We start from the raw sequence: 20,397 nt of genomic DNA, 5'->3' as shown, positions 1-20,397 counted from the left end.
ATCCCGGTGGTGTGCATGGCGCACAGACTACGCACCGTCAAAACCCTCCGAGCCCCGAAGTTCACCCCAAATCAGGCAACTTGCCTCGGATGAATAAGTGATGTGATCCCGTTCACCGTCTCCCCACTTGTCGCATCCGGAAGGCCGTTCTATCGTCTTGATGTATCGAGTCGATACATCGGAGCGAGATAAGGACGAGGAGGCGAGAGGATGAGCCGGAGGTCCGGGATCCTCGAGTTCGCCGTACTCGGCCTGCTCCGCGAGTCCCCGATGCACGGCTATGAGCTGCGAAAGCGGCTCAACACGTCACTGGGCGTGTTCCGGGCGTTCAGCTACGGGACGCTCTACCCCTGCCTCAAGACGCTGGTCGCCAACGGCTGGTTGATCGAGGAATCGGGGAACACCCCCGAGGACGCCCTGGCAGCTCCACTCGCAGGGCGTCGCGCCAAGATCGTCTACCGGTTGACGGCGGAAGGTAAGGAGCACTTCGAGGAGCTGCTCTCGCAGACGGGCCCCGACGCGTACGAGGACGAGCACTTCGCCGCCCGCTTCGCCTTCTTCGGGCAGACGTCGCGCGATGTGCGCATGCGCGTGCTGGAAGGCCGCCGCAGCCGGCTGGAGGAGCGTCTGGAGAAGATGCGCGCCTCCCTGGCGCGCACCCGGGAGCGCCTCGACGACTACACGCTTGAGCTCCAGCGCCACGGGATGGAGTCCGTGGAGCGCGAAGTGCGCTGGCTGAACGAGCTCATCGAGAGCGAGCGGGCCGGACGGGACCTGAAGGGTCCTGCCTCCGGGGGGTCCGCTCAGCAGAACAACACATCTGGAGCGCCGGGCGTCCTGCCCCGGCCCGGGGACACCCCCGGGCCGGATACGCCCGACGACACCGCCACGTGAGCGCCCAGTCAGGGCCTCACTCGTACACACAGGGAGCAACCGGAATGGGTTCGGTTCGCGTAGCCATCGTCGGTGTGGGCAACTGCGCCGCGTCGCTGGTGCAGGGAGTCGAGTACTACAAGGACGCCGACCCGGCGTCGAAGGTCCCCGGCCTGATGCACGTTCAGTTCGGTGACTACCACGTCGGCGACGTGGAGTTCGTGGCCGCGTTCGACGTCGACGCGAAGAAGGTCGGCCTCGACCTCGCGGACGCCATCGGCGCCTCCGAGAACAACACCATCAAGATCGCCGACGTGCCGAACACGGGCGTCACGGTCCAGCGCGGCCACACCCTCGACGGCCTCGGCAAGTACTACCGCCTCACCATCGAGGAGTCCGCCGAGGAGCCGGTCGACGTCGTCCAGGTCCTCAAGGACAAGCAGGTCGACGTCCTCGTCTGCTACCTGCCCGTCGGCTCCGAGGACGCGGCGAAGTTCTACGCCCAGTGCGCCATCGACGCCAAGGTCGCCTTCGTCAACGCCCTCCCGGTCTTCATCGCCGGCACCAAGGAGTGGGCGGACAAGTTCACCGCGGCCGGCGTGCCGATCGTCGGCGACGACATCAAGTCGCAGGTCGGCGCCACCATCACGCACCGCGTCATGGCGAAGCTGTTCGAGGACCGGGGCGTCATCCTGGACCGCACCATGCAGCTGAACGTCGGCGGCAACATGGACTTCAAGAACATGCTCGAGCGTGACCGCCTGGAGTCCAAGAAGATCTCCAAGACGCAGGCCGTCACCTCCCAGATCCCCGACCGGGACCTCGGCGAGAAGAACGTCCACATCGGCCCGTCCGACTACGTCGCCTGGCTCGACGACCGCAAGTGGGCGTACGTCCGCCTCGAGGGCCGCGCCTTCGGTGACGTCCCGCTGAACCTGGAGTACAAGCTCGAGGTCTGGGACTCCCCGAACTCCGCCGGCGTCATCATCGACGCCCTGCGCGCCGCGAAGATCGCCAAGGACCGCGGCATCGGCGGCCCGATCCTCTCCGCGTCGAGCTACTTCATGAAGTCCCCGCCGGTCCAGTACTTCGACGACCAGGCCCGCGAGAACGTGGAGAAGTTCATCAAGGGTGAGGTCGAGCGCTAAGCGCGCCTCGCACTGAAAACGCTCCTGCCAGGGCTGTGAGGGTCCCCGGGTCCACGACCCGGGGACCCTCTCCGTATGTGAGGCTGTGCCCCATGGCCGTCGTCCGCGACCTGCGCGTCCTGCTCCGCTTCCGGAACTTCCGACGCCTGCTCGCCGTACGGCTGCTCTCCCAAGGAGCGGACGGGGTCTACCAGGTCGCGCTCGCCGCCTACGTCGTCTTCTCGCCCGAGAAACAGACCTCGGCCGCCGCGATCGCCTCCGCGATGGCGGTCCTGCTGCTCCCGTACTCCCTCGTGGGCCCCTTCGCCGGCGTCCTCCTGGACCGTTGGCGCCGCCGCCAGGTCTTCCTCTACGGCAACCTGCTGCGCGCCCTGATGGCCTGCGCCACCGCCGTGCTGATCCTGGCCCAGGTTCCGGACTGGCTGTTCTACGTCTCCGCGCTGTGCGTCACCGCCGTCAACCGGTTCGTCCTCGCCGGCCTGTCCGCCGCCCTCCCGCGCGTGGTCGACGCCGAGCGCCTGGTGATGGCCAACTCCCTTTCCCCGACCGCCGGTACGCTCGCCGCGACCGCGGGCGGCGGGCTCGCCTTCGTCGTACGGCTGGTGGTGGCGGACTCCGACGCCGCCGTGGTGCTGCTGGGCGCGCTCCTGTATCTGTGCGGGGCGCTCGCGTCCCTGCGCTTCACGCCCGAACAGCTGGGCCCCGACCGCGAGTTGGTTCAGCCGAGCCTGACGGTCGCGCTCTCCGGCACCGCCCGCGACCTGACCGCGGCGGTACGCCATCTCGCTGCGCCGGCCCGCCGGGAGGCCGCCTGGGCCCTCCTCACGATGACCCTGATGCGGTTCTGCTACGGCGCCCTGCTGGTCATGCTGCTGATGCTGTGCCGCTACTCCTTCTCCTCCGACACGGACGAGGGGCTACGGCTACTGGGGCTGGCGCTCGGCACGTCCGCGGCCGGCTTCTTCGCGGCGGCCGTGGTGACACCCTGGGCGGCGGGACGGCTCGGGCCGGGCCGCTGGATCGTCGTGTGCGCAGCGTCGGCCGCGCTCCTGGAGCCCGCGCTGGGCCTCCCGTTCGCCGTCGGCCCCATGCTCGCCGCGACCTTCGTGCTCGGCCTCACCACCCAGGGTGCGAAGATCGCGACGGACACGCTGGTGCAGTCGTCGGTCGACGACGGCTTCCGCGGCCGGATCTTCTCCGTCTACGACGTCCTGTTCAACATCGCCTTCGTCGGCGCCGCCGCGGTGGCCGCCCTGATGCTCCCCCCGGACGGCCGCTCGGTGGTGCTCGTCGTCACGGTCGCCGTTGTCTACGGGGCAGTTGCTGGGGCTATGGCCCGCTTTGAACACCGGTAAGTGTCACATCAAAGCCACAGAGTCCCTCTGAAGCACGTCCGTGTCAGTGGGGGCCGGTAACTTACCTGCGTCTTACGCGCCTCTTATGTGCGCAACTCATCTACTTGTTCTAGGGGGACCCCCAAGTGACCACTCCGCCGCCCCAGGGCCAGAACCCGTTCGCTCAGGGCCAGCAGCCGTACGGCCAGCCGCAGCCCCAGGCCCCGTACCCTCCGCAGGGCGGCTACCCGCAGCAGCCGGGCCAGCCCGGGTTCCCCCAGGGCGGAGCGCCTTACGCCCCGGTTCCGCAGCAGCCCCGCCGCCGGTTCAGCTTCAAGGCGATACGGATCGCCGTCGTCCTCGTGATCGCCCTTGTCGCGGCCATCGGCGGCTACATAGCCAGCCGGGACGACGCCAACACCGCGAAGGTCGGCGACTGCATGCACCGGGGCAGCACCTCCGACACCAACCCGGACCTCGAAGTCGTCAAGTGCAGCGACTCGAAGGCCCAGTACGTGGTGCTGGCCAAGATCAAGGGCTCGTACACCACCGAGATCACGGCTTCCTCGAAGTGCGAGGAGGCGGCCAAGGACTTCCAGTACACGTACACCGAGTCCGGTGACGGCAGCGACTTCCTGCTCTGCCTGAAGGACTACAAGTAAAAGAAGACGCGATGGGGGGCGTTGTTTCACGTGAAACAACGCCCCCCATCGCGTCCGGGTCTGAGTCTCCGCCGTGAAACGGGGTCATGTTTCACGTGAAACATGACCCCGTTTCACGGCCTCAGCCCTGCTCGGCCCACCACTCCTTGAGGGCCGCCACGGCCGCGCCGTGCTCCATCGGCCCGTTCTCCAGACGCAGTTCCAGCATGTGCTTGTAGGCATTGCCGATGACCGGGCCGGGACCGACGCCCAGGATCTCCATGATCTGGTTGCCGTCGAGGTCCGGACGGATCGAGTCCAGCTCCTCCTGCTCCTGGAGCTGGGCGATGCGCTCTTCCAGACCGTCGTACGCCCGCGAGAGCGCCGCCGCCCTGCGCTTGTTGCGGGTCGTGCAGTCCGAGCGGGTCAGCTTGTGGAGGCGGTCGAGGAGCGGGCCCGCGTCACGGACGTAACGGCGGACCGCCGAGTCCGTCCACTCACCGGTGCCGTATCCGTGGAAGCGGAGGTGAAGTTCGACGAGTCGCGAGACGTCCTTCACCAGTTCGTTGGAGTACTTCAGCGCCGTCATGCGCTTCTTCGTCATCTTCGCGCCGACCACCTCGTGGTGGTGGAAGGAGACCCGGCCATCCTTCTCGAAGCGGCGGGTGCGCGGCTTGCCGATGTCATGCAGCAGCGCGGCCAGCCGGAGGGTCAGGTCGGGACCGTCCTCCTCCAAGGCGATCGCCTGCTCCAGGACGATGAGCGTGTGCTCGTAGACGTCCTTGTGGCGGTGGTGCTCGTCGCTCTCCAACCGCAGGGCCGGCAACTCGGGAAGGACGTGGTCCGCGAGACCGGTGTCGACGAGGAGTGTCAGGCCCTTGCGGGGGTTCGCGGCGAGGATCAGCTTGTTCAGCTCATCCCGGACCCGCTCGGCGGAGACGATGTCGATGCGTCCGGACATCTCCTTCATGGCCGTCACGACCTCGGGAGCCACCTCGAAGTCCAGCTGGGCCGCGAAACGGGCGGCACGCATCATCCGCAGCGGGTCGTCGGAGAAGGACGCCTCGGGGGTGCCAGGGGTGCGCAGCACGCGTGCCGCGAGGTCGGCTCGTCCGTCGTGCGGGTCGATGAACGTCTTCTCCGGCAGCGCGAGCGCCATCGCGTTCACGGTGAAGTCGCGCCGGACGAGGTCCTCCTCGATGGAGTCGCCGTACGACACCTCGGGCTTGCGCGAGGTCCGGTCGTAGGCCTCGGACCGGTAGGTGGTGACCTCGATCTGGTAGCCGTCCTTCTGCGCACCTACCGTGCCGAAGGCGATGCCGACCTCCCACACGGCGTCCGCCCAGGGCCGGACTATCTTGAGGACGTCCTCGGGGCGTGCGTCGGTCGTGAAGTCGAGGTCGTTGCCGAGCCGCCCGAGCAGCGCGTCCCGGACCGAGCCGCCGACCAGGGCGAGTGAGAACCCGGCCGCCCGGAAGCGGCGGGCAAGGTCGTCGGCGACAGGGGCCACCCGGATCGCGTCGCTCGACGCGGCGGGCTGCACCTGGCTCAGGGCACTGGAAGTGTCTTCGTTGGCGTTCGGCACAACAGAAGAGGGTACGTGGCCCTGGCGACCGCGAGCGCCTCCATTAAACGTCCACACTCCGCCGGGGACGCGTCTTTACACCGCTACATAAAGGACACCCCGGCCCTGCTACCCGATCTTGTGGAGCAGACCGCGGCACTTCCCCTCAGCGCGCATCGTTACCATGCGTGGACGCACATTGCGACGACCACTGACGACGACGAGGGACGGGCGAGCGCGTGGCCGAAGCGGCAGACCACCAAGGGACGAGTCCCTCACCTGCCCGCCGCTGGCTGCGGCGCTCCGGAGCACTGCTCGCCGGAGCGCCTCTGCTGGCAGGCCTGCTGCAGCTGCCCGCCGCCGTGCCCGCGGGCGCCGCCGGTCAGGCCTCGCTGCGGGACGCCTCCGGCGCCGGCTCGGTGGCCGTCGCCCTCGACTCCCTCAGCCCCAGCGCGCCGACCGACGGGGACACGCTGACCGTCTCCGGCACGGTGACGAACAACGGCAAGCAGGCCGTCACAGGCGCCCAGGTGGACCTCCGGGTCGGCCCCGAGCTCAGCACCCGCTCGGGCATCGAGACCGCCGCCAAGGACAGCGACAGCGTCCAGGGCGCGACCGGCCAGGCGGTCGGCGGCAAGTACGTCGAGAAGTTCACCAAACTCACGCCGGGCGTCGCCGAGCACTTCAGCATCTCCGTACCGGTCGACAAGCTCGACCTGGGCGACGACGGGGTCTACCAGTTCGCCGTCTCCCTGTCCGGCGAGACCTCCGCACAGCCGTGGGACCAGGTCCTCGGCATCCAGCGGACCTTCCTGCCGTGGCAGCCCGAAGGGGCGGACACGAAGACGAAGACGACGTTCCTGTGGCCGCTCGTCTCCACGGTCCACATGACGGCCGAGACGGGGTCGAACGAGCAGCAGACACCGGTCTTCCTCAACGACGACCTCGCGAAGGAGATCGGCGCCGGCGGCCGCCTGGACGAGATGCTCTCGCTCGGCAAGGACCTCGACGTCACCTGGGTGATCGACCCTGACCTGCTGGCCTCCGTCGACGCGATGACCGGCAGCTACAAGATCCGCAACGCGGACGGCACCACCACGACCGGCACGCACCAGGCGATCGCCAAGCAGTGGCTCGCCGACCTGCAGACGGCGGTGGCGGGCAACGAGGTCGTCGCCCTGCCCTTCGCCGACCCGGACCTGGCCTCCCTGGCCCACAACGGCACCAGCGTCACCGGCTCCCTGAGCCACCTCAAGGAGGCCACCGACGTCGCCGCCACCACGGTGGAGACGGTGCTGCACGTGACGCCGAGCACCGACTTCGCCTGGCCCGTGGACGGCGCCATCGACCCGTCGATCGTCAAGGTCGCCACCTCGGCCGGCGCCGACAAGGTGATCGCCCGCAGCGACAGCCTCCAGGAGACCGGCGGCCTGCCGTACACGCCCTCCGCGGCCCGCCCGATCGGCGGCGGCACGACGGCGGTGGTCGCGGACGCCCGGCTGTCGACGGCCTTCCAGGGCGACCTGACGAAGGCGAACGCCACCACGCTCGCCGTACAGCAGTTCCTCGCCCAGAGCCTCGCGCTGAACGGCCAGACCGACCAACAGCGCAGCATCGTCATCGCCCCGCAGCGCATGCCCACGGCCCGCCAGGCCCAGGCGATGGCCGAGGCTCTGACCGCCCTGCAGGGCGGAAACTGGTCCCAGACGCAGAAGCTCAGCGCCGCCGCCAAGGCCAAGCCCGACTCCGGCGCCACCACGAAGGTGCCGTCCTCGTCGGCGTACCCCTCCTCGCTGCGCAAGCAGGAGCTGCCGCGCTCGGCGTTCGAGCAGATCGCGGCCACGCAGGACAGCCTCGACAACTTCCGGGTGATCCTCACCGACGAGTCCCGGGTGGTGACCCCCTTCGGGCGGGCCACCAACCGTGAGATGTCCACCTCCTGGCGCGGCCGCCCCGGCTCCGCGCAGGACTTCCGCGACAGCGTGCAGGCCTATCTCACCGGCCTGACCAGCCAGGTCAAGCTGATCGACAAGTCCGACACCAAGCTCTCCGGACGCAGCGCCACGATCCCCGTGACCGTCCAGAACAACCTGGTGCAGGGCGTCGAGCGCCTGACCCTGCGGCTCACCTCCAAGAGCCCCAACCGCCTCCAGATCGGCGGCCACGACTACTACGAGCAGCCCGTCGAGGTCTCCGGCGGCCACAGCCAGACGGTGAAGTTCACCACCTCCGCCAAGGCCAACGGCCAGGCGACGGTGGTCGCCCAGCTGTACACGCAGGACGGCCAGAAGTACGGCGCCGAGGTCGACTTCGACGTCAAGGTCACCGAGTTCACGGCCACGGTGATGCTGGTCATCGGCGGCGGCTTCCTGCTGCTCGTCCTCGCCGGCTTCCGGATGTACACCCAGCGCAAGCGGGCCGCCGCCCGTGAGGCCGAGGAGAACGGTCCCGAGGAGACGGGCGAGGCGGCCGACGGGCCGGAGAACCCCCAGGGCCCCGAGGACCGTCTCGACGAGGAGTCGGGCACCGAGGCGCGGGCAGACGACCCGGAGCAGCCGAGTGACCCTGCACCGGACACCGCAGCGGAAAGCGCCGACCCGTCCGGCACGGGTGAGAGAGTGGACCGTTGAGCGATGTCGTGGCCGGTGGGCCCGGGACGATGAGGTGGGGTAACCATGAACGCGCCGTACGACGGTGACCGCGGCCAGGCCGCAGGTCCCTCGGGTCACCCCGAGGGCCCGCCGCCCGAGCCCGGCCAGGTGCCGCCGCAGCCGCCCGCCGACATGTACCTCCAGGACGCCTACGCCCAGGACCCCTACCGCGCGCAGGACCTGTCCGCCCAGGACCCGGTCGCCGAGGCGCTCTACGACCGCGCCGCGCACCCTCCGCCGCCCCCGGGCACGTACCAGCCGCCGCAGCCCCTGTACGCGCAGCCTCAGCAGTCCCCGTACGCCCCCGACCCGAACGTGTGGGCCCAGACCCCCGCGCCGGAGCCGGAGGGGCCGACCCAGTACCTGCCCTACGGCGACAACCCCCGCACGACCCAGTTCGTGGGCGTCGACGACCTGGTGACCCAGGCCGGCGAGGAGCGCCACGAGCCCGACGCCTTCGCTCACCTGTTCCGGGACCAGCAGCAGGGCAGCGGTCGCCCGACGGATCCCCCGTCGGTGCCGGGCCCGGCCGCCGCGCCCGGCGAGCAGGCCCCGGTGCCGCAGTATCCGCAGCCGGCGGCTCCCGTGCCCGCGGCAGACCAGACCATGAATCTCGGCGCCATCCCCGCGGCCGACCAGACGCTGAACCTCGGCGCCGCGACACCCGCCCCCGCCGCGAAGAAGGGCGGGAAGGCCTCGGGCCTGCTCAAGTCGAGCGCCGTGATGGCGGCCGGAACGATGGTCTCCCGCCTCACCGGCTTCGTCCGCTCGGCGCTGATCGTCTCCGCGCTCGGCACGGCGCTCCTCGGTGACACCTTCCAGGTCGCCTACCAGCTGCCGACCATGATCTACATCCTCACCGTGGGCGGCGGCCTCAACTCCGTCTTCGTGCCGCAGCTCGTGCGGGCCATGAAGGAGGACGACGACGGTGGAGAGGCCTTCGCCAACCGGCTGCTGACCCTGGTGATGGTGGCACTGGCGGCGCTCACCGCCGTCGCGGTGCTCGCCGCGCCGCTGCTCGTGCGGGTGCTGTCCAACCCCGTCGCCAGCGATCCCGCCGCCAACGACGTCGCCATCACCTTCACCCGCTACTTCCTGCCCTCGATCTTCTTCATGGGCATCCACGTGGTGATGGGCCAGGTCCTCAACGCCCGTGGCAAGTTCGGCGCGATGATGTGGACGCCGGTCCTGAACAACATCGTCATCATCGTGACGCTGGGGATGTTCCTCTGGGTGTACGGCACCTCGGCCGGCTCCGGCATCACTGTCACTAGCATCCCGCCGGAGGGCCAGCGCCTGCTCGGCATCGGCGTCCTTCTGGGGCTCGTCGTCCAGGCCCTGGCCATGATCCCGTACCTGCGCGAGACCGGGTTCCGGTTGCGGCTGCGCTTCGACTGGAAGGGTCACGGCCTCGGCAAGGCGGCGATGCTCGCCAAGTGGACGGTGCTGTTCGTCCTCGCGAACCAGGCGGGCGCCCTCGTCGTCACGCAGCTGGCCACGGCGGCCGTCAAGGACACCAACATCGCGGGCACCGGCTTCAGCGCCTACGCCAACGCACAGCTGATCTGGGGCCTGCCGCAGGCCATCATCACCGTCTCCCTGATGGCCGCCCTGCTGCCGCGCATCTCGCGCTCGGCGGCCGAGGGCGACGGCGGTGCCGTCCGCGACGACATCTCCCAGGGGCTGCGCACCACGGCCGTCGCCATCGTCCCGATCGCCTTCGGCTTCCTCGCCCTCGGCATCCCCATGTGCACGCTCATCTTCGGCACCTCGGGCACCGGCGCCGCCACGAACATGGGCTACATGCTGATGGCCTTCGGCCTCGGCCTGATCCCGTACTCCGTGCAGTACGTCGTCCTGCGCGCGTTCTACGCCTACGAGGACACCCGGACGCCGTTCTACAACACGGTGATCGTGGCGGCGGTCAACGCGGTTGCCTCGGCGCTGTGTTACTTCCTGCTGCCGGCCCGCTGGGCCGTGGCCGGCATGGCCGCCGCGTACGGCCTCGCCTACGCGATCGGTGTCGGCGTCGCCTGGAACCGGCTGCGCAAGCGGCTGGGCGGCGACCTGGACGGCGCGAGGGTCCTGCGGACGTACGCCAGGCTCTGCATCGCCTCGGTACCGGCCGCCGCGCTCAGCGGCGCCGCCTGCTACGCGGTCGGCCACACGCTCGGCCAGGGCGTCGTCGGCTCGTTCGCGGCCCTGCTCGTCGGCGGGGCGATTCTCTTCGGGATCTTCTTCGTGGCCGCACGCAAGATGCGCATCGAGGAGCTGAACTCGCTGGTCGGCATGGTCCGCGGGCGTCTGGGGCGCTGACGCGGGGGTACGCGCACAACCATCGTCCGCCACCGTGTGTCGTGCATAGCGGCGGACTGTGGGCACAATTGGTTTCGGCGTCGGACGGCGCGCACGGAAGTCGGTCGGCGCGCAATGAATGGGGAGGCAGGAACGACGGTGGCGGAACGGAGCACGGCTGCCGTCGACGTGGCAGACAACAGCGGCGACGAGCCGCTGACCGCACAGGCGGACCAGTCCACGGCCGACGGGGTGGCCCAGAACCGGGAGCGGGACACGGACATCGACGAGGCACAGGGGAGTGGCGGGGCCGAGGGCCCCGAGAAGGCCTCACCACCCGAGCTGCACAGCGGCCACAAGCTGGCCAGACGGTACCGTCTCGAGGAGTGCGTCACCCGTCTGGACGGATTCAGCAGCTGGCGCGCGGTGGACGAGAAACTCCGCCGTGCCGTCGGCGTCCACATCCTGCCCGCGGACCATGCGCGGGCACGTTCCGTCCTGGCCGCGGCCCGTTCCTCGGCGCTGCTCGGTGACCCGCGCTTCGTCCAGGTGCTCGACGCGGTCGAGGAGAACGACCTCGTCTACGTCGTCCACGAGTGGCTGCCCGACGCCGTCGAGCTGACCACCCTGCTCGCCTCCGGCCCCCTGGAGCCGCACGAGGCCTACCAGATGGTCAGTCAGATCGCCTCGGCGATGGCTGCCGCACACCGTGAGGGCCTGGCCCATCTGCGGCTGAACCCCAATGCCGTACTGCGCACTTCGAGCGCGCAGTGGCGCATCCGCGGTCTCGCCGTGAACTCCGCGCTGCGCGGCATCAGTTCCGAGACCCCGCAGCGCACGGACACCGAGTCCATCGGTGCGCTCCTGTACGCGGCGCTCACCCAGCGCTGGCCGTACGAGAGCGACGCGTACGGCCTGTCGGGGCTGCCGAAGGACGTCGGGCTGATCCCGCCCGACCAGGTGCGGGCCGGGGTCCACCGGGGCCTGTCCGAGCTCTCGATGCGGGCGCTCGCCAACGACGGCGCGACCGCCTCCCGCCACGAGGCTCCGTGCACCACGCCGGAGGAGCTGGTGAAGGCGATCGGCGAGATGCCCCGCATCCGCCCGCCGGAGCCGGCGTACACCGCGCCGCCGGAGTACCAGCGCACGACGTACCAGCAGGGCACGTACGGCCGCCCGGCACCGCACCCCGGTGCCACGCAGCCCGTGCCGGCCCCGCCGGCTCCCCTGCAGAGCCGTACTGGCAAGGCGCTGAAGTGGGCCGTCTCGGCGCTTCTCATCGCCGCGCTGGGACTGGGGAGTTGGCAGCTCGCGGACGCCCTGATGGACAGCGGCAACAAGTCCGACGACACCAACAAGACCCAGACGACGGACGGGAACGACAAGGGCGGCGACAAGACCGAGCCGGCCAAGACCCTGACGATCCAGGGCGCCCAGGAATTCGCCGTCGAGGGTTCGCTCCAGGCTCCCGAGGACGTCGACAAGACCTACGACAAGGACAGCTCCACCTACTGGCGGACCAAGAGCTACAACGCCGGCCCGAAGCTCGCCCCGTACAAGCCGGGCGTGGGCATCGTCTACGAGCTCGGCTCCGCCCAGACGATCTCGACGGCGACCATAGGGCTCCTGTACGCGGGCGATCACACGACGGTCCACCTGTACGCGACCGACTCGCTCTCCCCCTCGACGTCCGTGGACGGGATGCAGGAGATCGGAACCGCCACCACCAAGGGCACCTCTCTCACCGTGAAGGCCACCAAGAAGCTCAAGACCCAGTACGTTCTGCTGTGGCTCACGGACGTGCCCAAGGCGCCCGGCGACAACTACAGCGGCGCCGGCTACAAGCAGGCCATCACCGACGTGAAGTTCACCGGCTGACCAGACACCGCATCCCAGGGGAGGGGGTCCGATGGCAGATGACACCGCATACGGCGACACCAGCGATCAGGACCTCCTGGCCCGCCACGTAGAGGGCGACCCGGACGCCTTCGGTGAGCTTGTACGGCGTCATCGCGACCGGCTCTGGGCGGTGGCCCTGCGGACGCTGGGCGACCGCGAGGAGGCCGCTGACGCCGTCCAGGACGCCCTCGTCTCCGCCTACCGGGCCGCCCACACCTTCCGCGGCCAGTCGGCCGTCACGACGTGGCTGCACCGGATCACGGTGAACGCCTGTCTCGACCGCGCCCGCAAGGCCGCCTCGCGCAAGACCTCTCCGGTGGACGACACGGAGCGGCTGGAGCAGCTCCTGGAGCCCCACGAGGAGGCCTCCGCTCCCGCCGAGCGCAATGATCTGCACCGCCAGCTGCTGGAGGCGCTCGGCACGCTCCCGCCGGACCAGCGTGCCGCGCTCGTCCTCGTGGACATGCAGGGCTACCCCGTCGCCGAGGCCGCCCGGGTGCTGGACGTCCCGACCGGCACGGTGAAGAGCCGTTGCGCCCGGGGCAGAGCCAGACTTCTGCCCCTGCTCACCCATCTACGGCCGGAAAGCGCCGGTGGTGGAAACGAACAGGGCGAAGGGCGGAACCGGACGCAGGGGACATCCGTCCCACCGGCAGCGGGGCCGCCGACTGCGGGTCCACGCGATACCGGGCCGAATGATTCAGCTGCAGTGAAGGGCGGAGGTGGGCGAGCGTGACTTCCACGACGGACATGGCCGGACACCCGGACGTCGCCGAGATCTCCGACCTCACCGAGGGACTGCTCACGCCGTCCCGGACCGCCGACGTCCGGCAGCATCTGGACGGGTGCGAGCTCTGCGCCGACGTCTACGCGTCTCTGGAGGAGATCCGGGGACTGCTCGGCACGCTTCCGGGACCGCCTCGGATGCCGGACGATGTAGCGGGCCGGATCGACGCCGCCCTCGCGGCGGAGGCCCTGCTGAACGCGACGGCACCCGACGACGCGGAGACTCCGGCACTCGTCAGTACATCCCGCTCTCTGGACGGCGCCGGTGACGGCGCGCATGTTTCACGTGAAACATCGCTACCGGGAGACCGCCCCTCCGGCCATGCGCGCGGTTCGAGCACCGGGCCTGGCCGCAAGAATCGGAAGCGAACCGGACGCCGCAGGGTCGCCGTCCTCGGCAGCGTCTTCACGGTCGCCGCTCTGGGGCTGGGCTCCGTACTGATCGCGACGTTCAACGATGGCAAGCCCTCCGGCACGGAGGCGAACGGACAGCAGACCAGCGCTGCTGACACCTTCTCCGAGAAGAAGCTGCAGACGCAGGTCGCCGACCTCCTTGTCCAGAAGGAGAGCTCGGGCCGCGGATCCACCGCCCCGCACAACAGTGTCGGCGTGCTGGGGGGCGACGACCACGGGGTCGTGTCACCCAAGATCGACAAGGTGCCCAAGATCCCGGACTGCGTTCAGCGGGGGATCGCCAGTGACGACGCGCCACTGGCGACCAAGAACGGCGTCTTCGAGGGAACCGACGCACTCCTTGTCGTGCTCGCCGACATCTCGCACAGCACCAAGGTGACCGCGTACATCATGGACGCGACGTGTGTGACGCATCCGTCGTCCGGTGACGCGAAGGTCCTTCTGAAGCGGTCCTACAACCGCTCCTGAACGCGCACGCTTCAGCGGCTTCCTCCGTGGTATCCCGTTCGGTGTGGCATCGCCGTGTGCCCGGACACAGCGGGAATGCGCGCCCCTTAGGATCCGTTGGGTGGGGTGAGAGTTCCGAGAGGTCTCCCACCGGTCCGACGACGCAGTCCAGAGACGAGGAAACAAGCCGTGAGCGACGTCCGTAACGTGATCATCATCGGCTCCGGGCCCGCCGGCTACACGGCGGCGCTCTACACCGCGCGCGCGTCGCTGAAGCCGCTGGTCTTCGAGGGCGCCGTCACCGCCGGTGGCGCGCTCATGAACACCACCGAGGTGGAGAACTTCCCCGGCTTCCAGGAAGGCATCATGGGCCCCGAGCTCATGGACAACATGCGCGCCCAGGCCGAGCGCTTCGGCGCCGAACTCGTCCCGGACGACATCGTCTCCGTCGACCTGACCGGCGAGATCAAGACCGTCACGGACACCGCCGGCACCGTGCACAAGGCGAAGGCCGTCATCGTCGCCACCGGCTCGCAGCACCGCAAGCTCGGCCTGCCGAACGAGGACGCCCTCTCCGGCCGCGGTGTCTCGTGGTGCGCCACCTGTGACGGCTTCTTCTTCAAGGACCAGGACATCGCCGTGATCGGCGGTGGCGACACCGCGATGGAGGAGGCCACTTTCCTCTCCCGCTTCGCCAAGTCCGTGACGATCGTCCACCGCCGGGACACCCTGCGCGCCTCCAAGGCGATGCAGGAGCGCGCCTTCGCCGACCCGAAGATCAAGTTCGTGTGGGACAGCGAGGTCGCCGAGATCCAGGGCGACCCGAAGCTGGCGGGGCTGAAGCTGCGCAACATCAAGACCGGCGAGCTCTCGGACCTGGCGGTCACGGGCCTGTTCATCGCGATCGGCCACGACCCGCGCACCGAGCTCTTCAAGGGCCAGCTCGACCTGGACGAGGAGGGCTACCTCAAGGTCGCCGCCCCCTCGACCCGTACCAACGTGACCGGTGTGTTCGCCGCCGGTGACGTGGTCGACCACACCTACCGCCAGGCGATCACCGCGGCCGGCACCGGCTGTTCCTCCGCTCTCGACGCCGAGCGCTACCTCGCCGCCCTCGCGGACGAGGAGCAGGCCGAGCCCGAGAAGACCTCCGTCTGACCCCCCTTCTGCCCCACCGCACACCAGTAAAAGGAGCCCTTGCCGTGGCCGACCTGAAGAACGTGACCGACGACTCCTTCGAGCAGGACGTCCTCAAGAGCGACAAGCCCGTCCTGGTGGACTTCTGGGCCGCCTGGTGCGGTCCGTGCCGCCAGATCGCTCCGTCGCTCGAGGCGATCGCCAAGGAGTACGGCGACAAGATCGAGGTCGTGAAGCTCAACATCGACGAGAACCCGGGTACGGCTGCCAAGTACGGCGTGATGTCCATCCCGACGCTGAACGTCTACCAGAACGGCGAGGTCGCCAAGACCATCGTCGGCGCCAAGCCGAAGGCCGCGATCGTCCGCGACCTTGAGGACTTCATCGCCGAGTGACGTTTCACGTGAAACATCGAGGGGCCGACCCGGGACGGGTCGGCCCCTTCGCGTTGGCGGCATCAACCGGGGCACTACAGGGGTCGGAGCACCGGTTCCTTCTGTACGGCCCCCAGCAGCCGGTCCAGGGCCATCTCCACGTCTTCCTTCCACGAGAGCGTGGTCCTGAGCTCCAGCCTCATCCGTGGGTATGTGGGGTGCTGTCGTACGGTCTTGAACCCCACCGCCAGGAGATGATCGGCGGGCAGAACACAGGCCGGTTCCTTCCAACGGGCGTCCCCGAACGCCTCGATGGCCTTGAAGCCCCTCCGCAGCAGATCCTTGGCCACCGTCTGTACCATCACCCGGCCGAGCCCCTGCCCTTGGTAACCGGGCAGGATGAAGCCGGTCATCAACTGCACCGCGTCCGGCGACACAGGGCTCGTGGGGAAAGCAGTGGAGCGGGGGACGTAGGCCGGAGGGGCGTACAGGACGAAGCCCACAGGTGCGTCGTCGACGTAGACGACCCGGCCGCAGGATCCCCAGTCGAGCAGGACGGCCGAGATCCAGGCCTCCTTCTCCAGGGCGGCCGTGCCCGCCTTTACCGCGGCCTCACCGCTGACTGGGTCCAGCTCCCAGAAGACGCACGAGCGACAGCGCTGGGGAAGGTCCTGAAGGTTGTCCAGCGTGAGCGGTACGAGCCGACGCCCCATGAAGGCTGTTCCTCGCTTCCTTCGCCCGCCGCGTCGCGGGCGGCCGTCAGAGCGCTCCGTTCCTTCAGCAGGCTGCCGACGAAGCCGCCGACCGCGCCCAGCCCCAGGCCCGCGCTCACCAGTCCGGTGCGGCTCATCGTTCGCATGGCCGCTGCCTCCCTCTCAGAGGTACTGCCAGGTGGATGCGCCATACCCGAACGCATCGTATCCACGAAGCGATTCCATCGATACCGCCTGAAAGCAAAGAGCGGGCCGTGTTCCGGTGCACACCGGACACGGCCCGCTCGGTCGGCCCACGGAGCGAAACCGCTCTGCCGGCCACCTGCTTTCTAGGACTCGTCGTCCTCGGAATGGTCGTCCAGGAGGCTCTTCTGCAGGACCGGTCCCTCGCCGGGAGCAAGGCTGCTGAGGATCCGCTCCAGATCCTCCATCGACGCGAACTCGACGGTGATCTTGCCCTTCTTCTGGCCGAGGTCGACCTTCACACGCGTCTCGAAGCGGTCCGAGAGACGGGTCGCGAGGTCGCTCAGCGCCGGGGAGACCCGGGTGCCGGCCCGCGGGCCCTTGGAGCGCTGGGCCGTCTGCGGACGCGAGCCCATGAGGGTCACGATCTCCTCGACGGCCCGCACCGAGAGTCCCTCGGCCACGATGCGGTGGGCGAGCCGGTCCTGCTCCTCCGAGTCGTCCACGGAGAGCAGGGCCCGCGCGTGACCGGCGGAGAGGACTCCGGCGGCCACCCGACGCTGGACCGCCGGCGAGAGCTTCAGCAGACGCAGCGTGTTGGACACCTGCGGGCGGGACCGGCCGATGCGGTCGGCCAGCTGGTCATGCGTGCAGTTGAAGTCCTTCAGCAGCTGGTCGTAGGCGGCCGCCTCTTCCAGCGGGTTCAGCTGCGCGCGGTGCAGGTTCTCCAGGAGGGCGTCCAGGAGGAGCTTCTCGTCCTCCGTGGCCCGCACGATCGCCGGGATCGCCTCCAGGCCGGCCTCACGGCAGGCCCGCCAGCGCCGCTCGCCCATGATGAGCTCATAGCGGGCGGGGCCCAACTGCCGTACGACGACCGGCTGAAGGAGACCGACCTCCTGGATGGAGGTGACGAGTTCCTGCAGCGCGTCCTCGTCGAAGACCTCACGCGGCTGGCGCGGGTTCGGCGTGATGGAGTCGAGGGGAAGCTCGGCGAAGTGCGCGCCCATGGGGGGCGCGGGCGTCTCCGCGTAGCCGTTGGCCGAAGGCTCCTCTGTTTCATGTGAAACAGGCGGCAGCGTTGTCACCTTCGCCGCGGCCACTCCGCGGTCGCCGTTCAGCACCGGTACCGCCGTCGGGGAGGCGGAAGCCGCACTCCCCACCGCGGCCGGGGCCGGCGTCTTCTCCGTCGGGGCAGCAGGGATCAGTGCGCCGAGACCACGACCCAAACCCCTCCGTCGCTCGCTCACTGGATCCCCTCCACCATGCTCGGGTTGTTCTGGGCGCCGATATGGGCCTGCGTCGGGTCGTAGCTGACGCCGACACCCTTCAGCGCGATTTCTCGTGCCGCCTCAAGATAGGACAGGGCACCGCTCGATCCGGGATCGTAGGTGAGAACCGTCTGTCCATAGCTCGGCGCCTCGGAGATACGGACCGAGCGGGGAATGCTCGTCCGCAGCACCTCGTCGCCGAAGTGGGTGCGCACCTCGTCCGCGACCTGGGACGCGAGCCGCGTCCGGCCGTCGTACATGGTGAGCAGGATCGTCGATACATGCAGGGCGGGGTTGAGGTGCCCCCGCACCAGATCGACGTTGCGCAACAGCTGCCCCAGCCCCTCCAGTGCGTAGTACTCGCACTGGATCGGGATGAGGACCTCGGCGCCGGCGACCAAAGCGTTGACCGTGAGGAGGCCGAGTGAGGGCGGGCAGTCGATGAGGATGTAGTCCAGCGGGTGCTCGTACGCCTGGATGGCCCGCTGGAGTCGGCTCTCACGTGCCACCAGGGACACCAGCTCGATCTCCGCACCGGCGAGATCGATGGTGGCGGGCGCACAGAAGAGTCCCTCGACATCCGGGACCGGCTGGACGACTTCGGCCAGCGGCTTGCTGTCGATCAACACGTCATAGATCGATGGCACTTCGGCGTGGTGATCGATCCCCAGGGCCGTGGACGCGTTGCCCTGCGGGTCGAGGTCGATGACAAGGACGCGACCGCCGTGGACCGCCAGCGAAGCGGCGAGGTTGACCGTTGTCGTCGTCTTGCCCACGCCACCCTTCTGGTTGGCGACGACGATGACACGGGTCTGCTCGGGCCGTGGCAGGCCCTCGCCGGCTCGGTTCAGAGCCTCCACTGCCAGTTGGGCAGCACGACCGATCGGAGTGTCGTCCATCGGGGGCGGTGTTTCACGTGAAACATCCTCCCCCAACGACTCGGTACGGGGACCGGGGACCGGATCGGTCATCGGTCCCGCGATGTTGGCGTCGGACCGCAAGGATTCACTCTCCTCGACTTCAGGCTCGCAATGAACAGAGCCTCCCATGCCTTCGGGGTCGTGAACCAGTGAGGCCTGGTGTTCTGTGGAGAAATCCACCTCTGTGGACAACTCGGTGCCCTCATCGAGTGATCCGAGAGGCTTACGGTCGCGGTTTTCGGCCGCGGCGCGGCCACGTCCGATGATGCCGTGCAGCAGTGAGCGACGTTTCACGTGAAACACGATGCACAGCAGCGAGGGCCGAACTGTCGCGACACTCCGGCATGCGTAGGTTTGGCAGCTTGTGTGGAGTACGGCTCGTCGTCAGGACGGATCAGCGACGCCGACGGGTACGTCCAGTGCGGGCCGCCTTGGCGCGCTTGGCGGCGAAGCGCACGCCTCCCGGACTCTCCCCGACCTCGACCCGCACCACCGTGGACGGCGGGTCCACCACTCCCTCACCCACATGCAGGACAGAGGTCTCCACCGCGCCGAGCTTGCTCAGTGCCACGGTGGCGGCCTTGAGCTCCTCCTCCGCGGTGTCGCCCTTGAGGGCGAGCATCTCTCCGTACGGGCGCAGCAGCGGGATGCCCCAGGCCGCCAGGCGGTCCAGGGGAGCCACCGCGCGTGCCGTGACCACGTGGACGGGCGTGAACTTGCCCATGACCTCCTCGGCCCGGCCGCGCATGACGGTCACATGGTCGAGGCCCAGCAGCTCCACGACCTCCGTGAGGAAGTTCGTCCGTCGGAGCAGGGGCTCCAACAGGGTGATCTTCAGGTCCTCCCGGACAAGCGCCAGCGGGATGCCCGGCAGGCCGGCCCCCGAGCCGACGTCGCAGACCGTCACGCCCTCGGGCACGACCTCCGAGAGCACCGCGCAGTTCAGCAGATGCCGCTCCCACAGGCGTGGCACTTCGCGTGGACCGATCAGCCCACGCTGCACACCCGCCTCGGCGAGCAGCTCCGCATAGCGAACCGCGTCCGCGAAGCGATCGCCGAACACCTCACGCGCCTGCTCGGGCGCAGGGGGGAGCTCCGCTGCCTCCGTCACGGGGACCGTCCTTCCGTACCGCATCGGCGCACCGAGCGCCGACCACCAGAACTATCAGGCTGACAAAGACCGGCCCCGTCTGCGCTACAGACGGGGCCGGTGAAACGTATGAACCGATCAGGCGGGAAGCACGACGACGAAGCGCTGCGGCTCCTCGCCCTCGGACTCGCTGCGCAGGCCCGCGGCCTTGACCGCGTCGTGCACGACCTTGCGCTCGAACGGCGTCATCGGCTTGAGCTTGACGGGCTCACCGGTGTTCTTGACGTCGGCGGCGGCCTTGGCACCCAGCTCGGAGAGCTCGGCGCGCTTCTTGGCACGGTAGCCCGCGATGTCCAGCATCAGCCGGCTGCGGTCCCCGGTCTCCCGGTGCACGGCCAGGCGCGTGAGCTCCTGGAGCGCCTCCAGCACCTCACCGTCGCGGCCGACCAGCTTCTGCAGGTCTCGGCCTCCCGAGTCGCTGATGATCGAGACAGCGGCGCGGTCGGCCTCGACGTCCATGTCGATGTCGCCGTCGAGATCGGCGATGTCCAGCAGACCCTCGAGGTAGTCCGCCGCGATCTCGCCCTCCTGCTCCAGGCGGGTCAGGGTGTCTGCACCCTCGGCAGCGGCGGAGGTGGTGCCTTCCGTCACGGGATGGGC

The 20,397-nt window shown here is 69.2% G+C and carries 17 protein-coding genes; 11 read left to right on the top strand and 6 right to left on the bottom strand.

The window, feature by feature from the left end; genetic code table 11:
* Window positions 1–210 precede the first annotated feature (210 nt).
* From ABZ848_RS23500 to ABZ848_RS23485, 4 genes are all read left to right on the top strand, one after another.
* Complete coding sequence (locus ABZ848_RS23500) at window positions 211–894, top strand: helix-turn-helix transcriptional regulator (protein ID WP_360834789.1); 684 nt, start codon at window positions 211–213, stop codon at window positions 892–894.
* A 44-nt stretch (window positions 895–938) separates the two neighbouring features.
* Entirely contained in the window at window positions 939–2,021 is a 1,083-nt protein-coding gene (locus ABZ848_RS23495) for an inositol-3-phosphate synthase (RefSeq protein WP_360834787.1), read from the top strand.
* Window positions 2,022–2,113: 92 nt separating this feature from the next.
* On the top strand, window positions 2,114–3,376 hold the full coding sequence (locus ABZ848_RS23490) for an MFS transporter (RefSeq protein ID WP_360834785.1): 1,263 nt from the start codon (window positions 2,114–2,116) through the stop codon (window positions 3,374–3,376).
* Window positions 3,377–3,501: 125 nt separating this feature from the next.
* Window positions 3,502–4,017 carry a hypothetical protein gene (locus tag ABZ848_RS23485; RefSeq protein WP_360834783.1) on the top strand — a complete coding sequence of 172 codons (516 nt, stop codon included), beginning with the start codon at window positions 3,502–3,504 and terminating at the stop codon, window positions 4,015–4,017.
* Window positions 4,018–4,138: 121 nt separating this feature from the next.
* On the opposite strand, the gene ABZ848_RS23480 is transcribed toward ABZ848_RS23485, so the two are convergent.
* Entirely contained in the window at window positions 4,139–5,581 is a 1,443-nt protein-coding gene (locus ABZ848_RS23480; RefSeq protein ID WP_360834781.1) for a CCA tRNA nucleotidyltransferase, read from the bottom strand.
* 218 nt (window positions 5,582–5,799) lie between these two features.
* On the opposite strand from ABZ848_RS23480, the gene ABZ848_RS23475 reads away from it, so the two are divergent.
* From ABZ848_RS23475 to trxA, 7 genes are all read left to right on the top strand, one after another.
* A complete protein-coding gene (locus ABZ848_RS23475; protein WP_360834779.1) occupies window positions 5,800–8,190 on the top strand; it encodes a DUF6049 family protein in 2,391 nt (796 codons plus the stop codon).
* Window positions 8,191–8,235: 45 nt separating this feature from the next.
* Complete coding sequence (murJ, locus tag ABZ848_RS23470) at window positions 8,236–10,527, top strand: murein biosynthesis integral membrane protein MurJ (RefSeq protein WP_360834777.1); 2,292 nt, start codon at window positions 8,236–8,238, stop codon at window positions 10,525–10,527.
* A gap of 138 nt (window positions 10,528–10,665) precedes the next feature.
* Entirely contained in the window at window positions 10,666–12,384 is a 1,719-nt protein-coding gene (locus tag ABZ848_RS23465) for a serine/threonine protein kinase (protein ID WP_360834775.1), read from the top strand.
* 31 nt (window positions 12,385–12,415) lie between these two features.
* Window positions 12,416–13,141 carry an RNA polymerase sigma factor SigM gene (gene sigM, locus ABZ848_RS23460; protein ID WP_360834773.1) on the top strand — a complete coding sequence of 242 codons (726 nt, stop codon included), beginning with the start codon at window positions 12,416–12,418 and terminating at the stop codon, window positions 13,139–13,141.
* A complete protein-coding gene (locus ABZ848_RS23455; RefSeq protein ID WP_360834771.1) occupies window positions 13,138–14,073 on the top strand; it encodes a hypothetical protein in 936 nt (311 codons plus the stop codon). The genes sigM and ABZ848_RS23455 overlap by 4 nt, the downstream gene beginning before the upstream one ends.
* Window positions 14,074–14,241: 168 nt before the next feature.
* A complete protein-coding gene (trxB, locus tag ABZ848_RS23450; protein WP_360834769.1) occupies window positions 14,242–15,210 on the top strand; it encodes a thioredoxin-disulfide reductase in 969 nt (322 codons plus the stop codon).
* Window positions 15,211–15,254: 44 nt separating this feature from the next.
* Complete coding sequence (trxA, locus tag ABZ848_RS23445; RefSeq protein ID WP_242768399.1) at window positions 15,255–15,584, top strand: thioredoxin; 330 nt, start codon at window positions 15,255–15,257, stop codon at window positions 15,582–15,584.
* Between the two features lie 74 nt (window positions 15,585–15,658).
* On the opposite strand, the gene ABZ848_RS23440 is transcribed toward trxA, so the two are convergent.
* The 5 genes from ABZ848_RS23440 to ABZ848_RS23420 form a co-directional block, all read right to left on the bottom strand.
* Complete coding sequence (locus ABZ848_RS23440; protein WP_242768401.1) at window positions 15,659–16,276, bottom strand: GNAT family N-acetyltransferase; 618 nt, start codon at window positions 16,274–16,276, stop codon at window positions 15,659–15,661.
* Between the two features lie 329 nt (window positions 16,277–16,605).
* Entirely contained in the window at window positions 16,606–17,706 is a 1,101-nt protein-coding gene (locus tag ABZ848_RS23435; protein WP_360834767.1) for a ParB/RepB/Spo0J family partition protein, read from the bottom strand.
* Window positions 17,703–18,776: an AAA family ATPase gene (locus ABZ848_RS23430; RefSeq protein ID WP_360835194.1), complete on the bottom strand. Its 1,074-nt coding sequence runs from the start codon at window positions 18,774–18,776 to the stop codon at window positions 17,703–17,705. The genes ABZ848_RS23435 and ABZ848_RS23430 overlap by 4 nt, the downstream gene beginning before the upstream one ends.
* A 265-nt stretch (window positions 18,777–19,041) precedes the next feature.
* A complete protein-coding gene (rsmG, locus tag ABZ848_RS23425; protein WP_360834765.1) occupies window positions 19,042–19,758 on the bottom strand; it encodes a 16S rRNA (guanine(527)-N(7))-methyltransferase RsmG in 717 nt (238 codons plus the stop codon).
* Between the two features lie 117 nt (window positions 19,759–19,875).
* A complete protein-coding gene (locus ABZ848_RS23420; RefSeq protein ID WP_015659255.1) occupies window positions 19,876–20,388 on the bottom strand; it encodes a R3H domain-containing nucleic acid-binding protein in 513 nt (170 codons plus the stop codon).
* Window positions 20,389–20,397: the final 9 nt, after the last annotated feature.

It is taken from the genome of Streptomyces sp. NPDC047081 (genome assembly GCF_040643775.1).
GTDB lineage: Bacteria > Actinomycetota > Actinomycetes > Streptomycetales > Streptomycetaceae > Streptomyces.
This window is presented reverse-complemented; position numbering and strand designations above follow the sequence as displayed.